A 19,001-nucleotide genomic window follows, 5' to 3' on the forward strand; every position below is an offset into this window, starting at 1 on the left:
CCATCCAGGACAGCGGTAGGCCGGGGAACGCCTGCCGCCCGCTGACGAGACGCATTGGCGAGGGCGCTTTGACCAGTCGTTTTGAGCAGGGCGCTTTGACCTGTCACTTTGACGAGGCGGCTTTGACCAGTCGTTTTGACCGGTTCCAAAAGGTCGCATAATGCCAACCGTGGGCCCCGGAACGATTCACGGAATATTCCAAGGCCCGGTCCAGGCACGCCCCGGAAGGCCTGAGAACAAACTATGGGCTTAAAAGCCAATGCCCCGGCAGAAGCTGCCGGGGCATTGAAGGCGGGTGAATCAGGAATTGGCCTTCTGGTACGCTTCCTGAATTTCAGCCTGAATACGTCCGCGGCTGTTTACGGTGTAACCGTTGTCACGAGCCCATTGACGGATCTGTGCCGAATCCTGGTTTCGGGTTGCAGTCGCACGGCCACGTGTTGCACGGCCCGAAGAGGTTTTCCTGGCCTTGGCTACGTAGGGCTCCAGTGCTTTGCGCAGAGATTCTGCGTTAGCCGTGGACAAGTCCATCTCGTAGCTAACGCCGTCCAGCCCGAAACGGACAGTTTCGTCCGCTGACCCTTCATCCAGGTCATCGACGAGGATGATTTTAACTTTCTGTGCCATGAGTAGCCTCTCTTTTGGAGGGTTGGATAATCAGAAATTTGAGGGTTCCTATTCCTGATTATCGTTCACGCCAAGCACGCACGTCAAAGGCACTTTTGGGTTTCCTGCTAAGGCCACCCAATTTGCAGGCTATTTAGCCGCCGGGCCTTCACCCTCAGGGCCGGAATTCCGCAAATTGGCCTCGGCTTGGGCCCGGGCTTCCGCCTGCCGCTCGGATTTGTCCGCATTGAAGATCGACTTCATGGCAAACCAGAAGATCAACCCAACAACGATCGATGGCGCCAGGACTGCGATGTATTCCATGATCAGTGTCCTTCAGGCTTCAGCAAAGGGAACAGAATGGTTTCGCGGATACCTGCGCCAGTGAACAACATGACGAGGCGATCGATGCCGAGCCCGATACCACCCATGGGCGGGGCACCGTATTCAAGGGCGCGAAGGAAGTCTTCGTCCAGTTGCATGGCCTCTACGTCGCCGGCAGCAGAACGGCGTGACTGCTCCGTAAGCCGTTCGCGCTGGATAACGGGATCAATGAGTTCGGAGAAGGCCGTGCCACGCTCCATGCCCCCGATAATCAGGTCCCATGCCTCGATGAGCCGGCCGTCTTCGCGATGCGGACGCGCAAGCGGTTGAGCGGACGGAGGGTAGTTGTAAACGAACGTCGGGTTCAGCAGTGTGGGTTCCACAATCTCGCCAAAGAGCTCAACCACGATCTTCTCCGCGTCCCACTGCGGGTCCACCTTGATCTCGTGCTTGGCAGCGATGGCCAGCAGTTCATCCACAGTGGTGTCGGGAGTGACTTCAACGCCAACCGCTTCAGAAAGCCCCGGGTACACCGCAACCCAGGCCCATTCGCCGTCGAGGTTGATCTCGCCTGCATCCGTCTGGATGGTGCGGGTGCCAACCACGTCCGCGACGTTCAGGATGATTTCCTTCATGCGCTCGGCCATGACGAACTGGTCAGCCCAGGCTTCGTAGCACTCAAGGGTGGTGAATTCGGGGCTGTGCGTGGAGTCCACGCCTTCGTTCCGGAACACGCGGCCCATGTCGTAGACACGGTCGATGCCACCCACTACCGCGCGCTTCAGGAAGAGTTCCGTGGCGATGCGCAGGGTCATCTTCTGATCGAACGCGTTCATGTGCGTCTCGAACGGACGGGCCGTAGCACCACCGTGGACCAGCTGCAGGATGGGAGTCTCCACCTCGACGTAGCCGTGGCGGTCAAGGGTCTCGCGGACAGACCTCGTGATGGCAGCACGCTTATAGACCATCTCGCGCGCTTCATCGCGGACGATGAGGTCCACGTAGCGCTGGCGAACACGGGTTTCTTCGTTAAGCTCCGCGTGCAGGACCGGGAGCGGGCGCAGGGCCTTGGAGGCCATGGACCAGGAATCGGCCATGACGGAGAGTTCACCACGGCGGGAGGAAATGACTTCACCCTTGATGAAAACGTGGTCGCCCAGGTCAACCAGGGCTTTCCAATCGGCCAGCCCTTCCTCGCCCACATTGGCCAGGCTCAGCATCGCCTGGAGACGAACGCCCTTGCCGTCAACGCCACCTTCCTGGAGGGTGGCAAAGCAGAGCTTGCCGGTGTTTCGTACGAACACGACGCGGCCGGTGACGCCTACGATGTCGCCAGTGGTTTCGTCGGCTTCCAGATGCGCATACTTTTCGCGGATCTCGCTCAACGAATGCGTCCGCTCAACGCCCACAGGATAGGCCTCTGTGCCACGTTCGATCAGTTTGGCGCGCTTGTCCATCCGGATACGCATCTGCTCGCTGGCATCGATGGGCTCTGCGGAGGTGTTCAGGGCTGGGGTGTTTGCGGAAGTCACAGTCCTTAAGTTTACCGGTGATTACGGGCCTCTATTTCCGGGACATAGACTCGGGCTGTGGAGACGTGGACAGTTGAAACGGACGACGGCGGCGGGCAGCTTGAGGTGCACACGTTCCGGCCGGCGTCGGAGGCCTCGATTCCCGGTTCGCACGCACCTGCGGAACCGTCCGGCGTCGTCGTGGTCCATGGGACTTTGGTGACCGATTCCCTGTACTGGCCCTTCGCGCGGACCTTGGGCATCATGCTGGGACGGCCTGTCCATTGCTATAACCGCCGGGGCCGCGGCCGTTCGGCGCCACAGCCGCCGGGCTACTCCGCCAGCACTGAGATCGCAGACCTCCGGACGGTGATGCGCAGGACCGGTTCAACGGATGTCGTGGCGCACAGTTATGGCGGTTTCGTAGCCCTTCAGGCTGCTCGCAGCACGAAGATCAACCGCTTGGTCACCTACGATGCTGCCGTCTCGTTATCAGGAAACCTCCATGGCCGGTGGCGTCCGGAATTGGAAGCCGCAGTCACCGCAGGCCAACTGGACCACGCGTGGGCCCATCTGGTGCAGGGTTTGGGAACCGCCGGCCCCATCTCATACCTGCCCATGGGGGCATTACGGATGCTGAGCATCCTCTCAGCGCAGACCCGGCTGGGTTCGGAGATGCGCTCCCTGTTGCCCACCGCCGTCGCCGAAATGCGCGCGGTCCTGGACGCCGACGCGCATCTTCACGATTTCACCTCGCTCGCGACCCCAACACTCATGCTTAGCGGCGGCTGGAGTCCGTCCTACTTCGCAGAAACCGGCCGCACCCTTGCCGGAGCGGTTCCAGCCATCGATTTCGCTATTGTCCCCTTGCAGTTCCATGAAGGTCCCCTGCGGCCCGGCAGGCGGCTTGCAGCCCGAATCGCCCGCTTCCTTTCAGGAGGCACCGCCCCGATGCCAGCGCGTCCAAGGATAAGCCGGTGAGGGAACGCACCATCAAAACGCACGACGGCGGCAAGCTCGCCTTGTACAGCTACGGCGCGGAAGACGCACCCGGGGAGCGCCGCGTGGTCCTGATCGGCGGCGCATTCCTCACAGCCTTGATCTATCGGCCCTTTTCCATCGCCCTCGCGAAAGGCCTCGGCGAGGGGTGGGCCGTGGACGTCTACGATCGCAGGGGCCGCGGCAACTCAAGCGATCAACCACACAACTACTCCATGGTCACGGAAATTGCGGACGTGCGCACCATCATGGATGCTACCGATGCAAGGAACATCCTCGGCCACAGCCTGGGCGGGTCGGTGGCCCTCAACGCTGCGCAGGCGTTTGCCGGCACGCACCACCAACCGGACCGGCTCGCCGTCTACGACGCCGCCGTGAACATCGACGGAAGCATGGATACGGATTGGATGGCCGGTTTCGAAGACTCCGTGAACAAAGGCAATATCAACCTTGCACTGGCCCGCATGAGGCGGGGAATGCATCCCGGAAGTGCCCTGGCCCGGATCCCTGAACCTCTGCTCGTGGGCCTCATGGCCGTGGTTTCGCGAACCAAAGTCAACAAGATGTTCCGTGAACTCATGCCATCCGGGGTGGGAGAACTTAAGGCCGCATTTGACGCCACGGAAACTCCGCGTGACTTCTCCGCCCTACCTCCCAACACCCACTTCATGGTGGGCAAGAAGAGCCCGCAGTACTACAAAGTGACCGCAGCGCGTTTGCACGCCGCTGTTCCCGGAAGCACCCTCGAGATATCGCCAAAGGGCTTCCACGGTTCCGTTCCAGCCGCCGTGAACGAACTCGTGATGGACATCTCGGACTACTTCAGAAGCTGATTGTTATCCACATAGCGTCCGGCATGCTGCCTGCGTTCAGGTGGCTCGGTTAGGCTCAAGACATGACGCGCGAGATCATCACCACAAAGGACGGCGGACACCTCGAGGTACTGACTACGGGCGGTGACCTGGCAGCTGCAGGCTCCGGTATCGTGGTGGTGCCTGCCTCAATGGTCACGGCCACCGATTACACACGTTTCGCGCAGAAACTTAGCGAGTCCCTGGGCCGGCCCGTCCATACCTTTAACCGCCGTGGACGCGGTGAATCCTCTCCGCAGCCCGAGGACTATACCCTCGAAGCCGACATCCGCGATCTTGACTCAGTCATGAAACACACATCCAGCACGGACGTATTCGGGCACAGCTTCGGCGGCGCCGTCGCACTGCATGCGGCACGCACTTTACCGGTTGAGCGACTCGCCGTTTACGATCCCGCCGTCTCGGTCAACCACAGCGTCAAAGCCGACTGGACGCCGGAATATGAACGCGCGACGGCGGCAGGAGACTACGATCGCGGCCTCGCCGTACTCATCAAGGGAGTAGAGACCGGTGGGGCCTTCGCGCGCATGCCCCTCTCCATGTTGACGCTCGCCACCAAGCTGACCGCCGGAACACCCATGGGCAAGCAGATGCGGGAACTGATGACGTGCGGAGTCCGTGAAATCAAGGCTGTGATAGCTGCGGACATGCCCGCCGAGCCGTTCCTGGAGCTGCCCCTTGAAACGCTGATCGTGGTGGGCGAGAAAAGCCCCGCTTACTTCGGGGTGGCGTGCGGCCAGATCCACGACGTCCTATCCGGCTCGAGCTACACCATCCTCCCCGGGTTCGGGCACGATGGCCCCAACAAAGCGCCCGACAAGCTCATCGCAGAATTGTCTGGGTTCTTCTCGGGCTAGGGAGTTTCACATCCGCGTGGGCGTTCCCACGCTCGCTGTGAATTGTGTGGTTAAAGTGGGGAAGCCCCGACCGTGGTGGTCGGGGCTTCCCGTTAATGTTTGTCCGGCGGTGTCCTACTCTCCCACACCCTCCCGGGTGCAGTACCATCGGCGCTGTGGGTCTTAGCTTCCGGGTTCGGAATGGGACCGGGCGTTTCCCCCACGCTATGACCGCCGTAACCTTGTTACCCGTCCCGCGCACCTGTTTTGTGGTGTGGGGTGGGAAGACTGTGTGTGGTTACAACTGTGGTGTTGTGTATTTAGTTGTTGGTTCCTGGAACGGTTGTTGTTCGGGAACCACATAGTGGACGCGTGCAGTGTGTTGTGTGTGGTGTAAGTTGTTGGCCTATTAGTACCGGTCAGCTTCACGAGTCTTTGGTCCTCGCTTCCACATCCGGCCTATCAACCCAGTGGTCTGGCTGGGGGCCTCTCACACGTATTGTGTATGGAAATCTCATCTTGAAGCGAGCTTCCCGCTTAGATGCTTTCAGCGGTTATCCCATCCGAACGTAGCTAATCAGCGGTGCACTTGGCAGTACAACTGACACACCAGAGGTTCGTCCGTCCCGGTCCTCTCGTACTAAGGACAGCCCTTCTCAAATTTCCTGCGCGCGCAGCGGATAGGGACCGAACTGTCTCACGACGTTCTAAACCCAGCTCGCGTACCGCTTTAATGGGCGAACAGCCCAACCCTTGGGACCTACTCCAGCCCCAGGATGCGACGAGCCGACATCGAGGTGCCAAACCATGCCGTCGATATGGACTCTTGGGCAAGATCAGCCTGTTATCCCCGAGGTACCTTTTATCCGTTGAGCGACGGCCATTCCACAATGTACCGCCGGATCACTAGTCCCGACTTTCGTCCCTGCTTGAGATGTCTCTCTCACAGTCAAGCTCCCTTGTGCACTTACACTCGACACCTGATTGCCAACCAGGCTGAGGGAACCTTTGGGCGCCTCCGTTACTTTTTAGGAGGCAACCGCCCCAGTTAAACTACCCATCAGGCACTGTCCCTGACCCGGATCACGGGCCGAAGTTAGATGTCCAAAGTGACCAGAGTGGTATTTCAACGATGACTCCACCCGAACTGGCGTCCGGGCTTCAACGTCTCCCACCTATCCTACACAAGCCACTCCGAACACCAATACCAAACTATAGTAAAGGTCTCGGGGTCTTTCCGTCCTGCTGCGCGTAACGAGCATCTTTACTCGTACTGCAATTTCGCCGAGTTTATGGTTGAGACAGCGGGGAAGTCGTTACTCCATTCGTGCAGGTCGGAACTTACCCGACAAGGAATTTCGCTACCTTAGGATGGTTATAGTTACCACCGCCGTTTACTGGGGCTTAAATTCTCAGCTTCGCCCACAAGGGGCTAACCGGTCCTCTTAACCTTCCAGCACCGGGCAGGAGTCAGTCCGTATACATCGTCTTGCGACTTCGCACGGACCTGTGTTTTTAGTAAACAGTCGCTTCCCCCTGGTCTCTGCGGCCCACACCCGCTCACGGAGAGCAAGTCTCCATCACGGGGCAGGCCCCCCTTCTCCCGAAGTTACGGGGGCATTTTGCCGAGTTCCTTAACCATAATTCTCTCGATCGCCTTGGTATTCTCTACCTGATCACCTGTGTCGGTTTGGGGTACGGGCGGCTAAAACCTCGCGTCGATGCTTTTCTAGGCAGCATAGGATCACCGGATCCCCCCGAACGGGAGTCCCATCAGATCTCAGGATCGTGCTCGAAACACACAGGAACGGATTTGCCTATCCCTGACCCTACATCCTTGGACCGGGGCAACCATCGCCCGGCCCGGCTACCTTCCTGCGTCACACCTGTTAATACGCTTACCTCCCGGGATCAGGTCCCGCGCTCGGCCAAAACCCACACACCACAAGGGTGGGCGGGCAGGCTCCGGGCGGTTAGTATCCCCCGCTTGGCATGGGCGGTTTTTCGCCGGTACGGGAATATCAACCCGTTGTCCATCGACTACGCCTGTCGGCCTCGCCTTAGGTCCCGACTTACCCAGGGCAGATTAGCTTGACCCTGGAACCCTTGATCATTCGGCGGACGGGTTTCTCACCCGTCTTTCGCTACTCATGCCTGCATTCTCACTCGTGTAGGCTCCACCGCTGGTTTCCACCGCGACTTCACTGCCCACACGACGCTCCCCTACCACTCCACACCCCTGAACCACGAAGGCTAGGGTACTGTGTGAAATCCACAACTTCGGCGGTGTACTTGAGCCCCGCTACATTGTCGGCGCGGAATCACTTGACCAGTGAGCTATTACGCACTCTTTCAAGGATGGCTGCTTCTAAGCCAACCTCCTGGTTGTCTTCGCAACTCCACATCCTTTCCCACTTAGCACACGCTTAGGGGCCTTAGTTGGTGGTCTGGGCTGTTTCCCTCTCGACTATGAAGCTTATCCCCCACAGTCTCACTGCTGCGCTCTCACTTACCGGCATTCGGAGTTTGGCTGACGTCAGTAACCTTGTAGGGCCCATCGGCCATCCAGTAGCTCTACCTCCGGCAAGAAACACGCAACGCTGCACCTAAATGCATTTCGGGGAGAACCAGCTATCACGGAGTTTGATTGGCCTTTCACCCCTACCCACAGCTCATCCCCTCCATTTTCAACTGAAGTGGGTTCGGTCCTCCACGACGTCTTACCGTCGCTTCAACCTGGCCATGGGTAGATCACTCCGCTTCGGGTCTAGATCACGCCACTACACTCGCCCTGTTCAGACTCGCTTTCGCTACGGCTACCCCACACGGGTTAACCTCGCGACGTAACACTAACTCGCAGGCTCATTCTTCAAAAGGCACGCCGTCACAGTTACTAGTGATTACTCACGACTGCTCCGACGGATTGTAAGCACACGGTTTCAGGTACTGTTTCACTCCCCTCCCGGGGTACTTTTCACCTTTCCCTCACGGTACTGGTCCGCTATCGGTCATTAGGAAGTATTTAGGCTTATCAGGTGGTCCTGACAGATTCGCACGGGATTTCTCGGGCCCCGTGCTACTTGGGATCCTCTCCAGGCGGTACACAACATTACGGTTACGGGGCTCACACCCTCTCTGGCCGGCCTTTCAAGACCGTTCACCTATGCCTGCACCTCACCCCACCGGTCCGGCAGAACCAGTACGGAAAGTCCCACAACCCCGCCCATGCAACGCCCGCCGGCTATCACACATGGAAACGGTTTAGCCTGATCCGCGTTCGCTCGCCACTACTAACGGAATCACTCTTGTTTTCTCTTCCTGCGGGTACTGAGATGTTTCACTTCCCCGCGTTCCCCCCACGCACCCTATGTGTTCAGATGCGGGTCACACAATCACCCAAAAGCGTTGTGCGGGGTTTCCCCATTCGGACATCCTGGGATCAACGCTCGGTTATCAACTCCCCCAGGCTTATCGCAGATTCCTACGTCCTTCTTCGGCTCCTAATGCCAAGGCATCCACCGTGTGCCCTTAAAAACTTGACCACACACAAACCAGCAAACCCACAACAAAGGGGCCCACCGGTTCACGATGCATCATCTATTCGAGAGAACCACGACCACAAAAGGCCAGGTTCATTCATAAGAAATTGCTGTAAGAACACACACCCACCAACCCCGAAGAGCCGGCACCATGCATGTTCTAGATGCTCGCGTCCACTATGTAGTTCTCAAACAACAACCCCGTCAACCAGACCCCCAACACCCACACGGGTGCCGGTACGAACCGGAAGCAGGAACAAAAGAAACACCAGAACTGTGTCCCCCTGCATTGCTGCAAAAAGGTCCTGTTGCCTCAGGACCCAACAGTGCGCCAAACACAACCCACACAAACCACGCCCCGGCACGTTCCCAACACCACACACCCCCAAAAAAGGGGCACGCACTGCCGTACTAACACCAGGACACAACCGGTCAGGCCATGCCAAACAAACGTTTGATTCGTTGATATTCCACCCATGAGCACCCACCGCAGAACATACGCCTGCGCAATGGGCAACACTGACAACCACCAGCCCCCGCATGCACGGGAACCGACACGGTTGTTAGCAGCTCCTTAGAAAGGAGGTGATCCAGCCGCACCTTCCGGTACGGCTACCTTGTTACGACTTAGTCCCAATCGCCGGTCCCACCTTCGACGGCTCCCCCCACAAGGGTTAGGCCACCGGCTTCGGGTGTTACCAACTTTCGTGACTTGACGGGCGGTGTGTACAAGGCCCGGGAACGTATTCACCGCAGCGTTGCTGATCTGCGATTACTAGCGACTCCGACTTCATGGGGTCGAGTTGCAGACCCCAATCCGAACTGAGACCGGCTTTTTGGGATTAGCTCCACCTCACAGTATCGCAACCCTTTGTACCGGCCATTGTAGCATGCGTGAAGCCCAAGACATAAGGGGCATGATGATTTGACGTCGTCCCCACCTTCCTCCGAGTTGACCCCGGCAGTCTCCTATGAGTCCCCGCCATAACGCGCTGGCAACATAGAACGAGGGTTGCGCTCGTTGCGGGACTTAACCCAACATCTCACGACACGAGCTGACGACAACCATGCACCACCTGTAAACCGACCGCAAGCGGGGCACCTGTTTCCAGGTCTTTCCGGTTCATGTCAAGCCTTGGTAAGGTTCTTCGCGTTGCATCGAATTAATCCGCATGCTCCGCCGCTTGTGCGGGCCCCCGTCAATTCCTTTGAGTTTTAGCCTTGCGGCCGTACTCCCCAGGCGGGGCACTTAATGCGTTAGCTACGGCGCGGAAAACGTGGAATGTCCCCCACACCTAGTGCCCAACGTTTACGGCATGGACTACCAGGGTATCTAATCCTGTTCGCTCCCCATGCTTTCGCTCCTCAGCGTCAGTTACAGCCCAGAGACCTGCCTTCGCCATCGGTGTTCCTCCTGATATCTGCGCATTTCACCGCTACACCAGGAATTCCAGTCTCCCCTACTGCACTCTAGTCTGCCCGTACCCACTGCAGAACCGGAGTTGAGCCCCGGTCTTTCACAGCAGACGCGACAAACCGCCTACGAGCTCTTTACGCCCAATAATTCCGGATAACGCTTGCGCCCTACGTATTACCGCGGCTGCTGGCACGTAGTTAGCCGGCGCTTCTTCTGCAGGTACCGTCACTTTCGCTTCTTCCCTACTGAAAGAGGTTTACAACCCGAAGGCCGTCATCCCTCACGCGGCGTCGCTGCATCAGGCTTTCGCCCATTGTGCAATATTCCCCACTGCTGCCTCCCGTAGGAGTCTGGGCCGTGTCTCAGTCCCAGTGTGGCCGGTCACCCTCTCAGGCCGGCTACCCGTCGTCGCCTTGGTAGGCCATTACCCCACCAACAAGCTGATAGGCCGCGAGTCCATCCAAAACCACAAAAGCTTTCCACCACCATGACATGCGCCAGATGGTCATATCCGGTATTAGACCCAGTTTCCCAGGCTTATCCCAGAGTCAAGGGCAGGTTACTCACGTGTTACTCACCCGTTCGCCACTAATCCCCCCAGCAAGCCAGGGATCATCGTTCGACTTGCATGTGTTAAGCACGCCGCCAGCGTTCATCCTGAGCCAGGATCAAACTCTCCGTTGAAAACAAAAAAAATCAAACAGACACAACCACACCCACCGGAAATAACGGCGAACACGGCTGCACAAAATTCGAAACCAGCTGAAAACCAAACCACCACACACGGGGGTGCATGACGATCCGGCATATAATTTCAACCAATCAAAAAAACAATCGGCATCAACAAACTTGGCACACTATTGAGTTCTCAAACAACAGACCCTCCAAAACATCACCCCGGACAGCGCACCACAAAAGCAGCACACCCAACAGGGCCATTGGAAAAGAAGAGTTATTTTTGGCCGCCTACCGAACCGTACACACCTTCCGGCTTTCCGTTTCGCACCCGGCGACTCAGAAAACAATACACGCCCCACACCCCCAACGCAAATCCACCCCAACACACCCAAACACACCCCCAAAAACCCGCGCCAGCACCGCCGTCGAGCACTACTCCGGACGCGTCATCAGCCTGGCCAACGTGACCACTTCCGCTGACGACCGTGTGCACTAGTGGGAGGATGGGACGCATGGAACTGCACATCACAGGAGATGCCGCCGCCGACCAGCTATTGAGTGACGATGCCTTCGCATTGCTGACCGGAATGTTGCTCGATCAACAGGTGACCATGGAGTCGGCATTTGCCGGTCCAGAGAAGATCCGTGCCCGCCTTGGGTCACTGGATCCTGGCACGATCGCAGACTACGACCCCGCAGGCTTCGTGGAGGTATTCAAGGAACGCCCTGCCGTGCATCGTTTCCCAGGCTCCATGGCTGGCAGAGTCCAAGCCCTGGCCGAAACGGTACACCGGGATTGGAACGGAGACGCTGCGGCAATCTGGACCAGCGGCAATCCCGACGGCGCTGAGGTACTGCGCCGGCTTAAGGCATTGCCTGGATTCGGAGAGCAGAAAGCGAAAATCTTCCTGGCCCTGCTTGGTAAGCAATGCGGCCTTCAAGCCAATGGATGGCGGGAAGCAGCGGGGCACTACGGCGAAGAGGGCTCATACCTCTCTGTTGCTGACATCGTGGACCCCGACTCTTTGGTCAAAGTTCGCGCCAGCAAACAAGCGGCCAAGGCGGCTGCAAAGGCTTCCAAGGCAACGGGCGGCTAATCACTCCCGCGTCGACGGGCACCTGACGCATGGTCCCTCATGGCTTTCCGCACTTTCCAGCTTTATCCACATAGGCGCATGTAGGTCTGATGTGACATTGGTCGTGCTGGAAGAGTAGTTTCCATGGACGGCGTTCTGGAGCGGGCTGAGGCTACTGAGGTTTCGGGCGTGCCTGTGCCTGGGGGCTCTGGGGTTCAGGAGCTGCTGGCCGTGTTGTGCTCTTTCCGTGTCGGGGCGGACAGCTCCGGCGTGATCGATCAGATTCGGGGCCTGGAAGACGTAAAGTCAGCGATCGTGGCGTTGCAGGCGCGGGCAGCGGTAGCGTTTGACCTGGCCCAGCGCCGCGAACAAACCTCCACCGGCGTCCCCAACCCGGATCTCGGTCACGGTGTCGGCGCGCAGATCGCCCTCGCCCGGCGGGAATGACCCCAACCGCGGTTCCCGCCTCCTCGGACTCGCCAAGGCCCTCGTGTCCGAGATGCCCCGCACCATGGCCGCCCTGGAAACCGGACAACTGAACGAATGGCGGGCCACCATCCCGTGGCACAACGGCGGACCCACCAGCCTCGCAAACGGCGCAGGGCTCTGCGAAGCCTGCAACCACACCAAAGAAAACCCCGGCCGCAACGCCAAAACAATCCCCGGCAGCCGACATCACCTCGAAATCAGCACCCCCACCGGCCACACCTACCAATCCAAAGCCCCACCTTTACCGGCGAATGCGGCCGCTGCGACATGAAGTGCCGGACGGTCGAACGTCAGTTTCGGCATCGGCGGCAACGGGCTCGTCGCGATGATTTGGGGGCAGTTAACGAGTGAAGGCCTCCATGATGATGGAGGCCTTTGTCTTGGGTTCAGGGTTGGCAGGCGCCTGGTTCGGTTGTTAGGTGTGGTTAAAGTGGGGAAGCCCCGACCGTGGTGGTCGGGGCTTCCCGTTAATGTTTGTCCGGCGGTGTCCTACTCTCCCACACCCTCCCGGGTGCAGTACCATCGGCGCTGTGGGTCTTAGCTTCCGGGTTCGGAATGGGACCGGGCGTTTCCCCCACGCTATGACCGCCGTAACCTTGTTACCCGTCCCGCGCACCGGTTTTGTGGTGTGGGGTGGGAAGACTGTGTGGTTACAACTGTGGTGTTGTGTATTTAGTTGTTGGTTCCTGGAACGGTTGTTGTTCGGGAACCACATAGTGGACGCGTGCAGTGTGTTGTGTGTGGTGTAAGTTGTTGGCCTATTAGTACCGGTCAGCTTCACGAGTCTTTGGTCCTCGCTTCCACATCCGGCCTATCAACCCAGTGGTCTGGCTGGGGGCCTCTCACACGTATTGTGTATGGAAATCTCATCTTGAAGCGAGCTTCCCGCTTAGATGCTTTCAGCGGTTATCCCATCCGAACGTAGCTAATCAGCGGTGCACTTGGCAGTACAACTGACACACCAGAGGTTCGTCCGTCCCGGTCCTCTCGTACTAAGGACAGCCCTTCTCAAATTTCCTGCGCGCGCAGCGGATAGGGACCGAACTGTCTCACGACGTTCTAAACCCAGCTCGCGTACCGCTTTAATGGGCGAACAGCCCAACCCTTGGGACCTACTCCAGCCCCAGGATGCGACGAGCCGACATCGAGGTGCCAAACCATGCCGTCGATATGGACTCTTGGGCAAGATCAGCCTGTTATCCCCGAGGTACCTTTTATCCGTTGAGCGACGGCCATTCCACAATGTACCGCCGGATCACTAGTCCCGACTTTCGTCCCTGCTTGAGATGTCTCTCTCACAGTCAAGCTCCCTTGTGCACTTACACTCGACACCTGATTGCCAACCAGGCTGAGGGAACCTTTGGGCGCCTCCGTTACTTTTTAGGAGGCAACCGCCCCAGTTAAACTACCCATCAGGCACTGTCCCTGACCCGGATCACGGGCCGAAGTTAGATGTCCAAAGTGACCAGAGTGGTATTTCAACGATGACTCCACCCGAACTGGCGTCCGGGCTTCAACGTCTCCCACCTATCCTACACAAGCCACTCCGAACACCAATACCAAACTATAGTAAAGGTCTCGGGGTCTTTCCGTCCTGCTGCGCGTAACGAGCATCTTTACTCGTACTGCAATTTCGCCGAGTTTATGGTTGAGACAGCGGGGAAGTCGTTACTCCATTCGTGCAGGTCGGAACTTACCCGACAAGGAATTTCGCTACCTTAGGATGGTTATAGTTACCACCGCCGTTTACTGGGGCTTAAATTCTCAGCTTCGCCCACAAGGGGCTAACCGGTCCTCTTAACCTTCCAGCACCGGGCAGGAGTCAGTCCGTATACATCGTCTTGCGACTTCGCACGGACCTGTGTTTTTAGTAAACAGTCGCTTCCCCCTGGTCTCTGCGGCCCACACCCGCTCCACAGAGCAAGTCTGTATCACGGGGCAGGCCCCCCTTCTCCCGAAGTTACGGGGGCATTTTGCCGAGTTCCTTAACCATAATTCTCTCGATCGCCTTGGTATTCTCTACCTGATCACCTGTGTCGGTTTGGGGTACGGGCGGCTAAAACCTCGCGTCGATGCTTTTCTAGGCAGCATAGGATCACCGGATCCCCCCGAACGGGAGTCCCATCAGATCTCAGGATCGTGCTCGAAACACACAGGAACGGATTTGCCTATCCCTGACCCTACATCCTTGGACCGGGGCAACCATCGCCCGGCCCGGCTACCTTCCTGCGTCACACCTGTTAATACGCTTACCTCCCGGGATCAGGTCCCGCGCTCGGCCAAAACCCACACACCACAAGGGTGGGCGGGCAGGCTCCGGGCGGTTAGTATCCCCCGCTTGGCATGGGCGGTTTTTCGCCGGTACGGGAATATCAACCCGTTGTCCATCGACTACGCCTGTCGGCCTCGCCTTAGGTCCCGACTTACCCAGGGCAGATTAGCTTGACCCTGGAACCCTTGATCATTCGGCGGACGGGTTTCTCACCCGTCTTTCGCTACTCATGCCTGCATTCTCACTCGTGTAGGCTCCACCGCTGGTTTCCACCGCGACTTCACTGCCCACACGACGCTCCCCTACCACTCCACACCCCTGAACCACGAAGGCTAGGGTACCGTGTGAAATCCACAACTTCGGCGGTGTACTTGAGCCCCGCTACATTGTCGGCGCGGAATCACTTGACCAGTGAGCTATTACGCACTCTTTCAAGGATGGCTGCTTCTAAGCCAACCTCCTGGTTGTCTTCGCAACTCCACATCCTTTCCCACTTAGCACACGCTTAGGGGCCTTAGTTGGTGGTCTGGGCTGTTTCCCTCTCGACTATGAAGCTTATCCCCCACAGTCTCACTGCTGCGCTCTCACTTACCGGCATTCGGAGTTTGGCTGACGTCAGTAACCTTGTAGGGCCCATCGGCCATCCAGTAGCTCTACCTCCGGCAAGAAACACGCAACGCTGCACCTAAATGCATTTCGGGGAGAACCAGCTATCACGGAGTTTGATTGGCCTTTCACCCCTACCCACAGCTCATCCCCTCCATTTTCAACTGAAGTGGGTTCGGTCCTCCACGACGTCTTACCGTCGCTTCAACCTGGCCATGGGTAGATCACTCCGCTTCGGGTCTAGATCACGCCACTACACTCGCCCTGTTCAGACTCGCTTTCGCTACGGCTACCCCACACGGGTTAACCTCGCGACGTAACACTAACTCGCAGGCTCATTCTTCAAAAGGCACGCCGTCACAGTTACTAGTGATTACTCACGACTGCTCCGACGGATTGTAAGCACACGGTTTCAGGTACTGTTTCACTCCCCTCCCGGGGTACTTTTCACCTTTCCCTCACGGTACTGGTCCGCTATCGGTCATTAGGAAGTATTTAGGCTTATCAGGTGGTCCTGACAGATTCGCACGGGATTTCTCGGGCCCCGTGCTACTTGGGATCCTCTCCAGGCGGTACACAACATTACGGTTACGGGGCTCACACCCTCTCTGGCCGGCCTTTCAAGACCGTTCACCTATGCCTGCACTACACACCCCACCGGTCCGGCAGAACCAGTACGGAAAGTCCCACAACCCCGCCCATGCAACGCCCGCCGGCTATCACACATGGAAACGGTTTAGCCTGATCCGCGTTCGCTCGCCACTACTAACGGAATCACTCTTGTTTTCTCTTCCTGCGGGTACTGAGATGTTTCACTTCCCCGCGTTCCCCCCACGCACCCTATGTGTTCAGATGCGGGTCACACAATCACCCAAAAGCGTTGTGCGGGGTTTCCCCATTCGGACATCCTGGGATCAACGCTCGGTTATCAACTCCCCCAGGCTTATCGCAGATTCCTACGTCCTTCTTCGGCTCCTAATGCCAAGGCATCCACCGTGTGCCCTTAAAAACTTGACCACACACAAACCAGCAAACCCACAACAAAGGGGCCCACCGGTTCACGATGCATCATCTATTCGAGAGAACCACGACCACAAAAGGCCAGGTTCATTCATAAGAAATTGCTGTAAGAACACACACCCACCAACCCCGAAGAGCCGGCACCATGCATGTCCTAGATGCTCGCGTCCACTATGTAGTTCTCAAACAACAACCCCGTCAACCAGACCCCCAACACCCACACGGGTGCCGGTACGAACCGGAAGCAGGAACAAAAGAAACACCAGAACTGTGTCCCCCTGCATTGCTGCAAAAAGGTCCTGTTGCCTCAGGACCCAACAGTGCGCCAAACACAACCCACACAAACCACGCCCCGGCACGTTCCCAACACCACACACCCCCAAAAAAGGGGCACGCACTGCCGTACTAACACCAGGACACAACCGGTCAGGCCATGCCAAACAAACGTTTGATTCGTTGATATTCCACCCATGAGCACCCACCGCAGAACATACGCCTGCGCAATGGGCAACACTGACAACCACCAGCCCCCGCATGCACGGGAACCGACACGGTTGTTAGCAGCTCCTTAGAAAGGAGGTGATCCAGCCGCACCTTCCGGTACGGCTACCTTGTTACGACTTAGTCCCAATCGCCGGTCCCACCTTCGACGGCTCCCCCCACAAGGGTTAGGCCACCGGCTTCGGGTGTTACCAACTTTCGTGACTTGACGGGCGGTGTGTACAAGGCCCGGGAACGTATTCACCGCAGCGTTGCTGATCTGCGATTACTAGCGACTCCGACTTCATGGGGTCGAGTTGCAGACCCCAATCCGAACTGAGACCGGCTTTTTGGGATTAGCTCCACCTCACAGTATCGCAACCCTTTGTACCGGCCATTGTAGCATGCGTGAAGCCCAAGACATAAGGGGCATGATGATTTGACGTCGTCCCCACCTTCCTCCGAGTTGACCCCGGCAGTCTCCTATGAGTCCCCGCCATAACGCGCTGGCAACATAGAACGAGGGTTGCGCTCGTTGCGGGACTTAACCCAACATCTCACGACACGAGCTGACGACAACCATGCACCACCTGTAAACCGACCGCAAGCGGGGCACCTGTTTCCAGGTCTTTCCGGTTCATGTCAAGCCTTGGTAAGGTTCTTCGCGTTGCATCGAATTAATCCGCATGCTCCGCCGCTTGTGCGGGCCCCCGTCAATTCCTTTGAGTTTTAGCCTTGCGGCCGTACTCCCCAGGCGGGGCACTTAATGCGTTAGCTACGGCGCGGAAAACGTGGAATGTCCCCCACACCTAGTGCCCAACGTTTACGGCATGGACTACCAGGGTATCTAATCCTGTTCGCTCCCCATGCTTTCGCTCCTCAGCGTCAGTTACAGCCCAGAGACCTGCCTTCGCCATCGGTGTTCCTCCTGATATCTGCGCATTTCACCGCTACACCAGGAATTCCAGTCTCCCCTACTGCACTCTAGTCTGCCCGTACCCACTGCAGAACCGGAGTTGAGCCCCGGTCTTTCACAGCAGACGCGACAAACCGCCTACGAGCTCTTTACGCCCAATAATTCCGGATAACGCTTGCGCCCTACGTATTACCGCGGCTGCTGGCACGTAGTTAGCCGGCGCTTCTTCTGCAGGTACCGTCACTTTCGCTTCTTCCCTACTGAAAGAGGTTTACAACCCGAAGGCCGTCATCCCTCACGCGGCGTCGCTGCATCAGGCTTTCGCCCATTGTGCAATATTCCCCACTGCTGCCTCCCGTAGGAGTCTGGGCCGTGTCTCAGTCCCAGTGTGGCCGGTCACCCTCTCAGGCCGGCTACCCGTCGTCGCCTTGGTAGGCCATTACCCCACCAACAAGCTGATAGGCCGCGAGTCCATCCAAAACCACAAAAGCTTTCCACCACCATGACATGCGCCAGATGGTCATATCCGGTATTAGACCCAGTTTCCCAGGCTTATCCCAGAGTCAAGGGCAGGTTACTCACGTGTTACTCACCCGTTCGCCACTAATCCCCCCAGCAAGCCAGGGATCATCGTTCGACTTGCATGTGTTAAGCACGCCGCCAGCGTTCATCCTGAGCCAGGATCAAACTCTCCGTTGAAAACAAAAAATCAAACAGACACAACCACACCCACCGGAAATAACGGCGAACACGGCTGCACAAAATTCGAAACCAGCTGAAAACCAAACCACCACACACGGGGGTGCGCAGCAACCTGGCCATAATTTCAACCAATCAAAAAACAATCGGCATCAACAAACTTGGCACACTATTGAGTTCTCAAACAACAGACACTTACCGGCACCACCCACAACCCCTACAGGGCCACAGGATCGCTCCGGAGCAACTTTTCAAACTTACCCGATTCGATCGCATGAAGCAAACCGCACTCAGGCCCCCAAGCCAGATCGGAGGCACAAAAAGCACCACCGGAAACCGGTAATTTGAAGGGGATTTCGTCACCATTATTTCCGCATCAGCGGCGGCGACTCAGATAACTTTACACGTGCCATACCGTCCGAACAAATCCGCCCAGACGCCGCCCAAATCCCCGTAAACACTGGGGAAACGGCCCAGAAACACCTCAATAACCGCAAAACCGTTGTTCGTGAAGCCCGTCACACGAAGAAGCAGCGGCAATAGCCGCTCTTTCAAGCGGCACCAAGGATCCGCCGTCGGGCCTCATCAGCGGTCGATATCGGCCAAGCCACCGGGCGATGAACTCAAGAGCAACCGGCACTACGCTTCAGGACGTGAGAGA

At 57.8% G+C, this 19,001-nt stretch carries 7 protein-coding genes, 6 rRNA genes and 1 pseudogene; 5 read left to right on the forward strand and 9 right to left on the reverse strand.

Translation table 11 applies throughout. From position 1 onward, the window contains the following. Positions 1-300: 300 nt before the first annotated feature. The 3 genes from AC6I97_RS01495 to lysS all read right to left on the reverse strand — a co-directional run bounded on the left by AC6I97_RS01495 (position 301) and on the right by lysS (position 2,462). Positions 301-627 (reverse strand): histone-like nucleoid-structuring protein Lsr2, encoded by a 327-nt coding sequence (locus AC6I97_RS01495; protein ID WP_223947524.1) that lies wholly within the window; start codon positions 625-627, stop codon positions 301-303. A 129-nt stretch (positions 628-756) separates the two neighbouring features. Further along, complete coding sequence (locus AC6I97_RS01500; protein WP_216922753.1) at positions 757-930, reverse strand: hypothetical protein; 174 nt, start codon at positions 928-930, stop codon at positions 757-759. Between the two features lie 2 nt (positions 931-932). After that, entirely contained in the window at positions 933-2,462 is a 1,530-nt protein-coding gene (gene lysS, locus AC6I97_RS01505; protein ID WP_497943900.1) for a lysine--tRNA ligase, read from the reverse strand. Positions 2,463-2,519: 57 nt separating this feature from the next. Here lysS and AC6I97_RS01510 point away from each other — a divergent pair, with 57 nt between their 5' ends. The 3 genes from AC6I97_RS01510 to AC6I97_RS01520 all read left to right on the forward strand — a co-directional run bounded on the left by AC6I97_RS01510 (position 2,520) and on the right by AC6I97_RS01520 (position 5,169). Continuing rightward, on the forward strand, positions 2,520-3,422 hold the full coding sequence (locus AC6I97_RS01510; protein ID WP_497943901.1) for an alpha/beta fold hydrolase: 903 nt from the start codon (positions 2,520-2,522) through the stop codon (positions 3,420-3,422). After that, the gene (locus AC6I97_RS01515) at positions 3,419-4,273 is read left to right on the forward strand and encodes an alpha/beta fold hydrolase (protein ID WP_497943902.1); all 855 of its coding nucleotides are present in this window, start codon (positions 3,419-3,421) and stop codon (positions 4,271-4,273) included. Before AC6I97_RS01510 ends, AC6I97_RS01515 begins: the two co-directional genes overlap by 4 nt. 62 nt (positions 4,274-4,335) lie before the next feature. Beyond that, entirely contained in the window at positions 4,336-5,169 is an 834-nt protein-coding gene (locus tag AC6I97_RS01520) for an alpha/beta fold hydrolase (RefSeq protein WP_224094620.1), read from the forward strand. Positions 5,170-5,270: 101 nt separating this feature from the next. On the opposite strand, the gene rrf (AC6I97_RS01525) is transcribed toward AC6I97_RS01520, so the two are convergent. From rrf (AC6I97_RS01525) to AC6I97_RS01535, 3 genes are all read right to left on the reverse strand, one after another. Beyond that, a 5S ribosomal RNA gene (gene rrf, locus AC6I97_RS01525) occupies positions 5,271-5,387 on the reverse strand. Between the two features lie 149 nt (positions 5,388-5,536). Beyond that, positions 5,537-8,690: ribosomal RNA gene (locus tag AC6I97_RS01530) — 23S ribosomal RNA — on the reverse strand. 575 nt (positions 8,691-9,265) lie between these two features. Continuing rightward, a 16S ribosomal RNA gene (locus tag AC6I97_RS01535) occupies positions 9,266-10,788 on the reverse strand. Together the 16S, 23S and 5S rRNA genes form the textbook arrangement of a ribosomal RNA operon. Before the next feature lie 497 nt (positions 10,789-11,285). Between AC6I97_RS01535 and AC6I97_RS01540 the strand changes: the two genes are divergently transcribed. Together AC6I97_RS01540 and AC6I97_RS01545 are read left to right on the forward strand one after the other, a co-directional pair. Next, a complete protein-coding gene (locus AC6I97_RS01540; protein WP_497943903.1) occupies positions 11,286-11,879 on the forward strand; it encodes an HhH-GPD-type base excision DNA repair protein in 594 nt (197 codons plus the stop codon). A gap of 123 nt (positions 11,880-12,002) precedes the next feature. Continuing rightward, positions 12,003-12,417, forward strand: a pseudogene (locus tag AC6I97_RS01545) (HNH endonuclease); the annotation flags it as partial. A 406-nt stretch (positions 12,418-12,823) separates the two neighbouring features. Here the strand turns inward: AC6I97_RS01545 and rrf (AC6I97_RS01550) are convergent. From rrf (AC6I97_RS01550) to AC6I97_RS01560, 3 genes are all read right to left on the reverse strand, one after another. Next, positions 12,824-12,940 (reverse strand): 5S ribosomal RNA (gene rrf, locus AC6I97_RS01550). Between the two features lie 147 nt (positions 12,941-13,087). Next, positions 13,088-16,242 (reverse strand): 23S ribosomal RNA (locus AC6I97_RS01555). Between the two features lie 575 nt (positions 16,243-16,817). Then, a 16S ribosomal RNA gene (locus tag AC6I97_RS01560) occupies positions 16,818-18,340 on the reverse strand. Positions 18,341-19,001: the final 661 nt, after the last annotated feature.

The sequence above is a fragment of the Arthrobacter sp. TmtSoilC48 genome (assembly GCF_059739425.1).

What these genes read in the sequence shown, in the direction of transcription:
- AC6I97_RS01520 (WP_224094620.1), top strand. Translation starts at nt 4,336, where the DNA reads ATGACGCGCGAGATCATCACCACAAAGGACGGCGGACACCTCGAGGTA.
- AC6I97_RS01500 (WP_216922753.1), bottom strand. Translation starts at nt 930, where the DNA reads ATGGAATACATCGCAGTCCTGGCGCCATCGATCGTTGTTGGGTTGATC.
- AC6I97_RS01540 (WP_497943903.1), top strand. Translation starts at nt 11,286, where the DNA reads ATGGGACGCATGGAACTGCACATCACAGGAGATGCCGCCGCCGACCAG.
- AC6I97_RS01495 (WP_223947524.1), bottom strand. Translation starts at nt 627, where the DNA reads ATGGCACAGAAAGTTAAAATCATCCTCGTCGATGACCTGGATGAAGGG.